Raw genomic sequence first — 11,451 nt, forward strand, 5'->3', positions numbered from 1 at the left:
CCGTCCCCGGGTGACGCGACACCGGCCGGACGCCCGCCACTACACCCATCTGCAGGAGATGTGGGGGACGGTCGTGGTGATCGACCTGGTCGAGGGCGAGCGGCCCTGGCCCTCCGACGACGAGCTGGAGGAGACGATCACCGAGGCCGTGGACCTGATGCGCTGGGTCGACGAGGTGTTCTCCACCTATCGCACGACCTCCCTGGTCAGCGCCCTGCGGACCGGTCGGCTGGCCGAGTCCGATCTCGACGCGGCCGACCCGGACCACGCCGCGTTGCTCGAGGTCATCGCCGCCTGCCGGTGGGGCCGCGAGGCCACCGGCGGCAGTTTCGACCCCTGGGCGGTGCCCGGCGGCTTCGACCCGTCCGGCTACGTCAAGGGCTGGGCCGCCGAACTGGTCGCCGACCTGCTGGTCGAGCGCGGCTACCAGAACGTCTGCGTCAATGCCGGCGGGGACATCGTGACCCGCGGCCGGCCCGCCCCGGACCAGGGCTGGCGGATCGGCATCCGCCATCCCGATGACCCCGAGGCGATCGTCCGGGTCGAGGAGCTGGAGGACGCGGCGATCGCCACCTCCGGGGTGTACGAACGCGGCGAGCACATCATCGATCCGCACGCCCACGCCCCGGCCCACGGCGCCCGCTCCGCGACCGTCGTCGCCCCCCGTGCCGGCCTGGCCGAGATCCTGTCCACCGCGCTGATCGTCGCCGGACGTGACGGGGCGATCCGGGTGGCGTCCGAGCGTGGCTGCCGGGCGTACGTGGTGGATCCGGCCCCCGCCGACACTGCCTGGTCGACCTCCTGGGTGGGCGACCGGATGCCCACGGCCGGCTGAGCCGCCTCCACCGACCGACCCGGTCAGTGCCCGCGGTACACCCGTACCTGCTGGGCCTTGACCACGAACCAGAGATGTCGCCCCGGCACGACCGTCAGTTCGGCGGCCGCCGCAGGGGTGATGTCCGCGGCGAGTCGTACGTCCCGGCCCCCTTCCGGAACGTCCGCCCCACCGCGGATCCCACCATCGTGGGACCCCGAGGAGGTCGCGCCCGAGGTGCTCCGCACTCCGCGGGCGACCACCCGCAGCTGCCCGCCCCGAGGCTCCATCCCTTCCACCTCGATGGGCCAGCAGTTGCGGGGGCTGCCCCGGGGAGCCTCACGATGGAGGCTCACCGCCGCCGGATCCACCAGAGCCAGGGCACGGGCTCCGGGTCCGGCGGCGGTGTCGTCCTCCCAGACACCCGCGACCGGGCCGAGTGCCGTCTCCAGCACCACGCCGTCCCCCCGCCGGAAGCCACTTCCCGGAGTCGACGCCGTCCCGGGAACAGGCACTGTCCCGGCAGCCGGTGCCGTCCCCGGAACAGGCGCCGTCCCCGGAGCAGGCGCCGTCCCGGCGGCGAGCGTCCCCTCCAGCAGCACCCGGCCGGCCAGGTCGGCCGCGAAGCGGCTGTGCGGGCTCTCGACCAGGTCGCGTACGGCGCGGTCCTCCACCACCCGCCCCTGCTCCAGCACCACTGTGCGGGAGGCGAGCGTGACGACGTCGACCAGGTCGTGGGTGACCATCAGGGTCGTCCGCCCGTCGAGGACCTCGCGCAGCACCCCGCGCAGCTGCGGCGCGACCGCCACGTCGAGGGCGGCGAAGGGTTCGTCCAGCAACAGCACCTGCGGGTCGGCGGCCAGCGCCCGGGCGATCGCGACCCGCTGCGCCTGCCCGCCGGACAACTGACCCGGCCGCCGGTCGGCGAAGCCGACCATCTCCACCGCCGCCAGCCATTCCCCGGCCACGGCCCTCGCCCGGGTCCGGCCCAGACCGGCCGCCCGCGGTGCGAAGGCGACGTTCTCCAGCACGCTGAGGTGAGGGAACAGCAGCGGCCGCTGCGCGAGCAGGGCCACCCGCCGCTGGTGCGGGGGCAGCCGGGTGACGTCCCGTCCGCCGACCCTCACCCCGCCCGAGGTGGGGGTGAGGGTCCCGGCGAGCAGCCCGAGCAGGGTGGACTTGCCGGCGCCGTTGGGCCCGAGCACGGCGACGACCTCCCCGTCGGGCACGTCGAGGGCGACCCGGAAGTGCCGGGCCGCCAGGCCGAGGTCGAGCTGTACGTCAGCCATGGCCACCCCCCAGCGCGCGGGAGCCGACGGTGAGCACGACCAGGGCGCCCACGGCGACGAGCACCAGCGACAGCGCCACCGCCGCCGCGGGGTCGACCTCGCGCTGCAGGTAGACCTCCAGCGGCAGGGTGCGGGTGGTGCCCTGGAGCGACCCGGCGAAGGTCAGCGTGGCGCCGAACTCGCCGAGGGCCCGCGCGAACGCCAGCACCGCCCCCGAGACGAGGCCCGGCGCGACCAGCGGCAGGGTGACCCGGCGCAGCACGACCCCGGGAGCGGCGCCGAGGGTCGCGGCGACCCGTTCGTACGCCTCGGTGCCGGAGCGCAGCGCCCCTTCCAACGAGATGACCAGGAACGGCATCGCCACGAAGGTCTGGGCGAGGACGACGGCGGTGGTGGTGAAGGCGATGTGGACACCGCCCACCTCCAGCCAGCGGCCGAGCAGACCGGTCCGCCCGTACGTGAGCAACAGGGCCAGGCCGCCGACGACCGGCGGCAGGACGAGCGGCAGCATGACCAGGGCGCGCAGGTAGCGGTGCCCCCGGGGCTCGGCGCGGGCCAGCACCACGGCCAGCGGGACACCGAACACCAGGCTCGCCGCTGTCGCCGCGGCCGCCGTACGCAGCGACAGTGACAGCGCGGTGAGCGCCGACGGCGAGGTGACCAGGGCACCGAAGTGGCGCCAATCGGTGCCGAGCACCATCGCCGCCAGCGGCAGCGCGAGGAAGGCCAGCCCGGCCGCCGCCGGGATCCACAACCAGCCCGGCACGGTGTAACGACCGGCCAGCCCGTCCCGGCCGCCCCGGATGTCACGACCGTCCCTGGCACCACGGCCACCCCGGACATCACCACCCCGGAAGTCACCGTTCCGGACACCACGACCGCGCCCGTCATCACGACCGCCCCGGACACCGCGGCTCCGGCCCTCGCCGGTTTCGGTCACGGCTTGCCGAAGCCCGCCTTGGCGAGCACCGCCTGTCCGTCCGCGCCGGTCACGTACGCCACGTACTGGCGGGCCGACTCGGCCTGAGCGCCGGAGGCACCCGTCGCGGTGACGCCGATCGGGTAGCGGTTGGGGGTCTGGTCGACGCCGAGCGGCACGCCGATGCCGGTGCCGGCCGCCTGTGCCTTGGCCACATCGGTGGTGTAGACGACGGCGGCGTCGGCCTGGCCGGAGGTGACCTTGCCGGCGGTGTCGGTGACGTTCGCCTCCTCACTCACCGGCGAGACGGTGATCCCGGCCGCCTTGAGCGTACGGTCCGTCGCCGCACCGCACGGCACCTGCGGGGCGCACACGACGAGTTTCAGCCCCGGCTTCGCAAGGTCCTTGGCGCCGCCGATCCCCAGCGGGTTCTTCGGGGCGACGAGGATGGCCAGCTCGTTGGTGGCGAACAGGGTCGAGTCCGGCACCAGCCCCTTGTCCTTGGCCTGCTGCATGGTCCGTTCGTCCGCGGTCGCCAGGACATCGGCAGGTGCGCCGGACGCGAGCTGGCTGACCAGGTCGGACGACCCGCCGTAGCTGTAGCGGACGGTGACCCCGGGGTGCGCCGCGCTGAACGCGGTGCCGATCTGGTCGAAGGGCCCGGCCAGGGACGCGGCGGCGAAGACGGTCAGGGTGACGGACGGCCGGGTCGGCTGCGGTGTCGAGGTCGTGGCGGGTGTGCCGCACGCGGAGAGGCCGAGCAATGCGGCCAGCACCACCATGATGCCGAGGACCGAGCCGGTCCGGCGCTGTTTTGTCATGCGTTTCATCCTAAGTCAGGTTCCGGGCGTTTTTTCGGGCACCGATGTCGCAGGAAATGGCCCCTCCAGCACGATATGACCCCATCGGAGATCCGATGCACCGCCCCGGAAACAATTGATAATTCGCCACAGCCCCGATCACCGCTCCGCCACAGCCCCGATCACCGCAATGTACGGAAACTTCGGGACGGCTCCTTCCGTCGCTGCGGAACCTGCCGGATCGTCCCGGGCCGGGGCGTCCCGGCACCGTCGTCCCCGGCCGGAGCGCCCCCGAAGAGGGGGCTGGGAGCGCAGATCCGAACGCGTGTGCCACTGTGCTGTTCGCCCCCGCCCGACCGGCTGCCGCCTGCTCCCTGCTCTGCCAAACTGGGCGCCATGGCGAAACGATGGGGTGCGCAGGAACTTGTCGATCTCGTGGTCGATCCGGGTTCCCAGGAGTCCTGGGACGAACCGATCGACATCAGCGGCTATCCGCCGGAATACCGTGAACAGGTCCTGCGCGCACGCCAGAAGTCCGGCATGGACGAAGCCGTGATCACCGGTCGCGCCACCATCGACGGCCGCCCGATGGCCTACATCGTCGGCGACTTCCGTTTCCTCGGCGGCTCGATCGGCCGCGACACCGCGATCCGGATCGAGGCGGCGGTCCACCGGGCCACCGCGGAGAAGCTGCCGCTGATCGCCTCGACCTCCTCCGGCGGCACCCGGATGCAGGAGGGCACCCCGGCGTTCGTCCGGATGGTGTCGATCTCCCGGGCCGTCATCGCGCACAAGGACGCCGGCCTGCCCTACATCGTCTACCAGCGCCACCCCACGACCGGGGGGGTCTTCGCCTCCTGGGGCTCGCTCGGCCACATCACCGTCGCCGAGCCCGAGGCGATGCTCGGCTTCCTCGGCCCCCGCGTCTACGAGGTGCTGAACAACCAGCCGTTCCCCGAGGGCATCCAGGTCGCGGAGAACCTCGTCGACCACGGCATCATCGACGCCATCGTGAAGCCGGAGGACCTGCGCGACATCGCCGCGACGGCCCTGCGGGTCCTCACCCCCGTCGACCTCGGCGCCCCGCACAAGAAGGACGCGCCGCAGGCGCTGCCGCCCCGCGTCGGCTCGGTCTGGGATGCCATCGAGACCACCCGGCGCGGCGACCGGCCGGGCATCCGCGAGGTGCTGCGCTACGGCGCCACCGACGTCGTCACACTGTCCGGCACCGGCACCGAGCACGGCCCCGGCATGCTGCTCGCGCTGGCCCGGCTCGACGGGCTGCCGTGCGTCATCGTCGGCCAGGACCGGCGGATCCAGATGACCGGTGGACCACTCGGCCCGGCGGGCCTGCGGGCCGCCCAGCGCGGCATCCGGCTCGCCGAGATGCTCGGTCTGCCGCTGGTCACCATCGTCGACACGCCCGGCGCGGACCTCTCCCCCGAGGCCGAGGAGGGCGGCCTGGCCGGCGAGATCTCCCGTACGCTCGCCTGGCTGGCCCGCACCACCGTGCCGTCGGTGTCGATGATCCTCGGCCAGGGCACCGGCGGCGGCGCCCTGGCGATGATGCCGGCCGATCGGATCATCGCCATGGAGCGCGGCTGGCTCTCCCCGCTCCCGCCCGAGGGCGCCAGCGCCATCGTCTACAAGGACGGTTCGCACGCCCGGGAGCTGTCCGAGCTCCAGCGCGTCGGCGCCCAGGAGATGCTGCAGGACGGCATCATCCACCGGATCGTCGCCGAGCCCGCCGACCCGGCGGCGGAACCGGAGGAGTTCGCCCGATGCGCGGTGGCGGCGATCACCGAGGAACTGCGTGAGGTGGCCGCCGAGAAGGACCATTGGAAGGCCGGTCTGCGCCCGTAGGACCGGCGTGCCGGCCCTGCGATCGAGCCTCCACCGTGTCCGCCTCCCGCCTCCGTCCTGGGCGGAGGCGGGTCGTCCGCGGAGGTGGCCGTACGTCACCCGACCGACGGCCGCCGGGGCAGCCCGCCGGGGCCTTCCGGACGCCGGGGCCCGTCAGACCAGTGAGGCGGGCAGCACCGAGATCACCACGGTGAGGGTCCCGACGCTGAGCAGGGTGCTCAGCGCCACGGCACTGGCCGCGGTCTCCGGGTCGGAGCCGTACTCGCGGGCGAGCATGAACGCGTTGACCGCGGTCGGCATCGCGCAGGCGAGCACCAGGCTGCTGGTCGACATGGCGTCCATCCGCAGCAGCCGGGCGACGCCCACGGCGATCAGCGGGAACGCGATCACCCGCAGCCCGACCGCGGTCAGCACCGGCCCGGTGAGGCGCAGTCGGCGGGACTGGGTGAGCTGGACACCGAGCGCGAGCAGCACCATCGGCACCGCCGCCGCGGCCAGCAGCTCGATGCCCCGGGAGACGCCGATCGGCAGCTGCCAGCCGAGGAGGCGCAGCAGGCCGGCCAGGGCCATCGCCCAGGTGACCGGCAGCTTGGCGAAGTTCTTCAGCCCGGAGAGGATGCCGCCGCCCGAGCCCATCAGGATCGGGCCGACGGTGAACATCACCACCAGCGAGACCACGAACAGGATCATCGCCTGGTCCATCCCGACCTGGCCGAGTGCCAGCAGCGCGATCGGCAGACCGAAGTTGCCGTTGTTGCCGAGCACCACCGCGCCGACGACACCCGCCTGGGTGCCGCGGGGCGCCCGGAAGGTCACCGCCCAGGCGAGCAGTGCGCCCAGCGCCGACACGAGCAGCAGCGCACCACCGAGCACCAGGCCCTCGCCGAGGGTGACCTTGGTCTTCATCAGCGAGTCGAAGGCCAGCGGGGCGGTCAGGCCGTAGAGGTTGATCTTGCCGATCGTGTCCGCGTCGAGGACGAACCTGCGCGCCAGCACCATGCCGACCAGGGCGACGATCGCCACCGGCAGGACGACCTGGAGCAGAGCGGCGAGCACGGGGCCTCCTCGGGGAGCGGACGGGCGAGGGCATCGGAACATCGGATCCGGCGGATGCCGACCCACAGGACCGACAGGTGCCGACCGGAAGATGCCGACCGACACGGCCGGCGGATGCCGACCCCGAAGGATCGTACGGCCCCGGCCGGCGTGGGCGGCTATTCGCCCACCGCCACCACCTGCCCCGCCGCGGCGCTGCGCTGGGCGGCGTCGAGCACCTCGGCCAGGTGCACGACGTCCTCGGGCGGCACCGGCAGCTGGGCCATCGGGTCGGGCCGGCGCAGCGCGTCGAACAGCCGGCGGTAGAAGTCGGTCCACTCCCCCGCCACCCGGGCGACCGGTTCACGCTCCAGCGGTCCGCGGTAGAGCCAGCCGCAGGCGCCGGGCGCGTCGGCCAGGTCGGGGTAGATCGGCTGCACCTTGCCGTCGTCGGTGAAGTCGTCGTACACGTACGTGCCGGTGGCGCCGACCAGCCGCAGCCGCGGGCCCGGCGCCGCGACGAGCGAGCCGATGTCCAGGTGGCTCACCCCACCGCCGGCGTGCCGCAGGACCAGGTGGGTGTCGTCGTCGGAGACCTGCCGGCGCGCGGCCATCTCGGCATGGACGGACGCCACCGGGCCGAACAGCTGCACCGTCAGATCCACCATGTGCGGGCCGAGGTCGAGCAGCTGGCCGCCACCGCCGGCGGTCGGGGTGTCCTCGCGCCACCGGTGCCGCGGGACGGGACGCCACCGCTCCCAGCGGTACTCCAGGCGCCACAGCTCGCCGAGCGCCGCGGTCGCCGCCAGCTGCCGGGCGACGAGGTGGGCCGGGTCCCAGCGGCGCTGCAGGAACACGGTGAGCGGGACCCCGGCCCCCTTCGCCGCGTCCACCACCTCGCGGACCTCGGCGAGCCGTACGCCGAGCGGCTTCTCGACCACGACGGGCAGTCCGGCCGCGATCACCTGCAGGGCGTGGTCGTGGTGCCGGCCGGTGGGGGTGCTGAGCACGACGAGATCGAGGTCGGGCACCTCGAGCAGGGCGTCGAGGTCATCGACGACCCGTACGCCCGGGCAATCGGCGACCGCCTGCGCGCGCCGCTCGGGCCGGCGGGTGGCCACGGCCGCCACCACGCCGCCGGCGGCGGTGATCGGCCCGACGTGCAGCCAGCTGGCCGAGGCGTAACCGGCCAGGCCGACGCGCAACGGCCGGGTCCCCGCAGCCCCGGACGCCGGCGCGTCGGGGGTGCCGGCAGCGGGGGCGGGGCCAGCAGGAGCGGCAGGCCGGTCAGGCCCCGCGGGAGCAGTAGGAGCGGCGGGCCGGTCGGACCCGGCAGGGGCGGCAGGGATGGTGGGCCGGTCAGGCCCGGCCTCGAGCTGGGACATGGCGCCCATTCTGTTCCCCCGCGGCGCGCGGGGTCGAGAGGTGCGGCCGGCGGCGCCCCTAGACTCTGGCAGGTGAAGACGTGGATCGGCGCCCAGCTCTTCGTGTTCCTGGCGTCCTGGGCGATCTACACGTCGTACTGGGCGGTGTTCCTGATCGGGCGCGGGATGTCCCCTCAGATCGCCGGGCTCAGCGTCACCGCGGGCCTGGTCTCGCGCAGCATCGCGGTGGCCGTGCTCTTCCCGCTGGCGAACCGCTGGACCGGGCTGGGGACCATCGTCCGGGTGCTGCCGTGGATCTCGGTCGCCTGCGCCGCGTTGTTTCTCGGGCACGGTTCGGTGGCGCTGGTGATGGTCGCCTCGGTCGCGCTCGGCCTCACCTACCCGGTCATCCTGCCGGGCCTGGAGACGATGACCACGCTGGCGGCGGGCCGCCGGCTGTTGTCGTACGGCCCCACCCGGCGGATCGGGTCGCTCGGCTTCGTCATCGGCACGTTCGCCGCGGGTGCCGTGCAGACCCGCTGGGGCACCGAGGCGCTGCTCGGGCTCTTCGTCGCCGCCTGCCTCGCGCTGGGACTGCTCGGTCTGGCGCCGACCGGACATCCCGAGGTCGCCCACCAGCGCGCCGGGTCGGGCCGGGACTGGTCGGCGCTGTTCCGCCGCCGCAACGTGGTGGTGATGATGCTGGTGATGATCTTCCTGCAGTCGTCGCACGCCGCCTACTACACGTTCGGCGCGGTCCGGTTCGCGGAGCTGGGGGCCTCACCCGGCCTGGTCAGCGCGCTGATCGTGCTGGCGCCCCTCGGCGAGATCGTCATCCTCTCGGTGGCCCCGCACTTCGAACGCCGTCTGTCGGTGCGGGCGATGCTGGTGATCGCCCTGCTCGCCGCCGTCGTCCGGTGGCTGGTCCTCGGGCTCACCGGCAGCCTGTGGCTCGCGGCGCTCTCCCAGCCCCTGCACGGTGCGACCTTCGCGGTGGCGCAGGTGGCCTTCGTCCGCTTCCTCAACGACGACGTCCCTGCGGATCTGAACGGCGCCGTGCAGGGCATGATGACGGCGCTGGCCACCGGACTGGGCACCGCCGCGATGACGGCGGTGGCCGGGCTGTTGTGGAACACCTCGACACTGCTCGTCTTCGGGCTGATGGCGATCTGCGCGGGGCTGGGGCTGCCGCTGCTCACCGACCGGATGCTCGGACGCTCCGAGCGGGCCTGACCCGGGAGGGGCCGTACGCGCACCCGACCACGGGAGCCGTACGACCGGCGACCGGCGACGATTCGTGCTGTCGGTGCCGTAGGGCAGAATCGACCCCATGAACTCCAGCGTCCCCCCGGCCGGCCCGATCCGAGCGGCCGCGCCCGCCCGGCCCCGGCGCGCCCAGCGCGAGACCCCCGCGGGTCCGGTGATGGCATGACGCTGTTCGGCGGCAGGCGGCAGGCGAGTGGCGGTCGCCGCGCCGGCGGGGCCGGCGGCTCGGACAAGGGCTCGGACAAGGGCTCCGACACAGTGGCGTACTCCAAGCGCGGCGGCTGGACCGTGATGGGGCGGTTGCTCACCCCGCACAAGGGCCGGATCGCCCTGCTCTCCCTCGCCTCCTTCGCCAGCGCGCTGCTCGAGGCCCTGTTCATCGTCCTGCTGACCGGCATCGGGATGGCCCTGGTCGGGGGCAAGGACGTGGTCGGCCCGGCGTACGGCCAGTACCTGCCGATGGACACCGCCCTCGCCGTCGCCTGCGGCAGCCTGGTGCTGCGGGTCATCCTCAGCCTGATCGCCGTGCACCTCTCGGCAGCGCTCACCGCCGTGGTGTCGACCGAGCAGCGCCAGCGGCTCTCGCACGCCTTCCTGCACACCAGCTGGTCGGTCCAGCAGGCCGAGCCGGCCGGCCGGCTCCAGGAGCTCCTCACCTCGTTCGTCAGCCGGATCACCCAGGCCGTGTCGGTGCTCGCCACGGCGATCACCGCCTCGCTGAGCCTGGTCGCTTTCCTGGCCGCCGGCGTCGCGGTCGACCCGCTGTCCACCGCCGCCGTGCTGTTCGCCCTCGGTCTGGTCGGCAGCGTCCTGTCGCCGATGCGCCGGGCGATCCGGCGCCGGTCCACCCGGAACGCCCGCGCCGGCCTCGACTTCGCCAACGCCGTCTCCGAGCTCGGCGCCCTCGGCCTGGAGATGCAGACGTACGGCGCCCAGGGTGCCTTCACCGACCGGATCGACGAGCTGACCGCGGAGTCGACGCTCACGCAACGGCGCACCCAGGTGCTGCAGGGCGCGCAGCCGCAGATCTACACCTCGCTGGCGTACGGCGCGGTGCTGGCCGGCCTGGCGGCACTGTCCCTGGTCGGCTTCCGCGACCTGGCGGTGATCGGCGCGGTGATGCTGCTGATGCTGCGCTCGCTCAGCTACGGCCAGCAGCTGTCCAACGCCTCGGCGTCGATCGCCGGGTTCCTGCCGTTCCTCGAATGGGTCGACGAGGTGGTCAAGGGCTACGCCGAGTCCCCCGCCCCCGGCGGCTCCGTACGTCCCGACGGAGTGGTGCCGTTCGAGGCCACCGACGTCGCGTACGCGTACACCCCGGAGCGGACCGCCCTGGCCGGTGTCACGTTCCGGCTCGAGCCGGGCGAGGCCCTGGGCGTCATCGGGCCCTCGGGCGCCGGCAAGTCGACCCTCGCCCAGCTGCTGCTGGGGCTGCGGGCGCCGACGAACGGCACCCTGCGGGCGGCCGGCGTGCCGCTCGAGGACGTCGACCGGGGATGGTGGAGCGAACGGGTCGCGTTCGTCGCGCAGGACGCCAGGCTGTTCACCGGCACGGTCGCGGAGAACATCCGCTTCTTCCGTGACGGCATCGACGCGGAGGACCTGCGCACGGCGGCCCGGCAGGCCAACATCCTCGACGACATCGAGGCGTTGCCGCAGGGGTTCGACACCCACCTGGGAGAGCGCGGCAACCAGCTCTCCGGCGGTCAGCGGCAGCGCCTGTCGATCGCCCGGGCGCTCGTCGGCCGGCCCGAACTGCTGATCCTCGACGAGCCGACCTCGGCCCTCGACGGCATCAGCGAGGCCCTGATCCGCACCACCCTCAGCCAGCTGCACGGCCGGCTGACCGTGGTGATCATCGCCCACCGGATGTCGACCCTCGACATCTGCGACCGGATCATGGTGATCGAGGGCGGCCGGATGACGGCGCTGGACGCCCCCGGCGCGCTGCGATCCGACAGTGAGTTCTACCGCAATGCGCTGGCGGTGGCCGGCATCGCCTGAGCCGGCCCGACGCGTACGCCGTACGGAGCGGCCGCGCGCACGCCCGAAGCACACGTACACACGACACTCGACACTCGACGGCTACGGCCGGGGCGGT

At 73.5% G+C, this 11,451-nt stretch carries 9 protein-coding genes; 4 read left to right on the forward strand and 5 right to left on the reverse strand.

Annotated elements, in window-relative coordinates:
• The coding region (locus VB059_RS13005) for an FAD:protein FMN transferase (RefSeq protein WP_323422412.1) at window positions 1-835 on the forward strand (835 nt) is incomplete at its 5' end.
• Window positions 836-858: 23 nt separating this feature from the next.
• Here VB059_RS13005 and VB059_RS13010 read toward each other — a convergent pair.
• The 3 genes from VB059_RS13010 to modA are packed head-to-tail and all read right to left on the reverse strand — an operon-like array spanning window position 859 to window position 3,843.
• Window positions 859-2,103 carry a sulfate/molybdate ABC transporter ATP-binding protein gene (locus VB059_RS13010; RefSeq protein ID WP_323422413.1) on the reverse strand — a complete coding sequence of 415 codons (1,245 nt, stop codon included), beginning with the start codon at window positions 2,101-2,103 and terminating at the stop codon, window positions 859-861.
• Window positions 2,096-3,043 (reverse strand): ABC transporter permease, encoded by a 948-nt coding sequence (locus VB059_RS13015; RefSeq protein WP_323422414.1) that lies wholly within the window; start codon window positions 3,041-3,043, stop codon window positions 2,096-2,098. The genes VB059_RS13010 and VB059_RS13015 overlap by 8 nt, the downstream gene beginning before the upstream one ends.
• The gene (gene modA, locus VB059_RS13020) at window positions 3,040-3,843 is read right to left on the reverse strand and encodes a molybdate ABC transporter substrate-binding protein (RefSeq protein ID WP_323422415.1); all 804 of its coding nucleotides are present in this window, start codon (window positions 3,841-3,843) and stop codon (window positions 3,040-3,042) included. Before modA ends, VB059_RS13015 begins: the two co-directional genes overlap by 4 nt.
• A gap of 375 nt (window positions 3,844-4,218) precedes the next feature.
• Here modA and VB059_RS13025 point away from each other — a divergent pair, with 375 nt between their 5' ends.
• Window positions 4,219-5,685, forward strand: a complete 1,467-nt coding sequence (locus VB059_RS13025; RefSeq protein WP_323422416.1) for a carboxyl transferase domain-containing protein — start codon at window positions 4,219-4,221, stop codon at window positions 5,683-5,685.
• Between the two features lie 153 nt (window positions 5,686-5,838).
• On the opposite strand, the gene VB059_RS13030 is transcribed toward VB059_RS13025, so the two are convergent.
• Together VB059_RS13030 and VB059_RS13035 are read right to left on the reverse strand one after the other, a co-directional pair.
• Complete coding sequence (locus VB059_RS13030) at window positions 5,839-6,741, reverse strand: AEC family transporter (RefSeq protein ID WP_323422417.1); 903 nt, start codon at window positions 6,739-6,741, stop codon at window positions 5,839-5,841.
• Between the two features lie 158 nt (window positions 6,742-6,899).
• Entirely contained in the window at window positions 6,900-8,105 is a 1,206-nt protein-coding gene (locus VB059_RS13035; protein ID WP_323422418.1) for a Gfo/Idh/MocA family oxidoreductase, read from the reverse strand.
• Window positions 8,106-8,177: 72 nt separating this feature from the next.
• On the opposite strand from VB059_RS13035, the gene VB059_RS13040 reads away from it, so the two are divergent.
• Window positions 8,178-9,317 carry an MFS transporter gene (locus VB059_RS13040; RefSeq protein WP_323422419.1) on the forward strand — a complete coding sequence of 380 codons (1,140 nt, stop codon included), beginning with the start codon at window positions 8,178-8,180 and terminating at the stop codon, window positions 9,315-9,317.
• A 195-nt stretch (window positions 9,318-9,512) separates the two neighbouring features.
• Window positions 9,513-11,354: an ABC transporter ATP-binding protein gene (locus tag VB059_RS13045; RefSeq protein WP_323422420.1), complete on the forward strand. Its 1,842-nt coding sequence runs from the start codon at window positions 9,513-9,515 to the stop codon at window positions 11,352-11,354.
• Window positions 11,355-11,451: the final 97 nt, after the last annotated feature.

This window comes from Raineyella sp., from assembly GCF_034933565.1.
Classification (GTDB): domain Bacteria; phylum Actinomycetota; class Actinomycetes; order Propionibacteriales; family Propionibacteriaceae; genus Raineyella.

Coding starts and splice junctions, on each gene's coding strand:
- VB059_RS13010 (WP_323422413.1), bottom strand. CDS start 2,103: ATGGCTGACGTACAGCTCGACCTCGGCCTGGCGGCCCGGCACTTCCGG.
- modA (WP_323422415.1), bottom strand. CDS start 3,843: ATGACAAAACAGCGCCGGACCGGCTCGGTCCTCGGCATCATGGTGGTG.
- VB059_RS13025 (WP_323422416.1), top strand. CDS start 4,219: ATGGCGAAACGATGGGGTGCGCAGGAACTTGTCGATCTCGTGGTCGAT.
- VB059_RS13035 (WP_323422418.1), bottom strand. CDS start 8,105: ATGTCCCAGCTCGAGGCCGGGCCTGACCGGCCCACCATCCCTGCCGCC.
- VB059_RS13045 (WP_323422420.1), top strand. CDS start 9,513: ATGACGCTGTTCGGCGGCAGGCGGCAGGCGAGTGGCGGTCGCCGCGCC.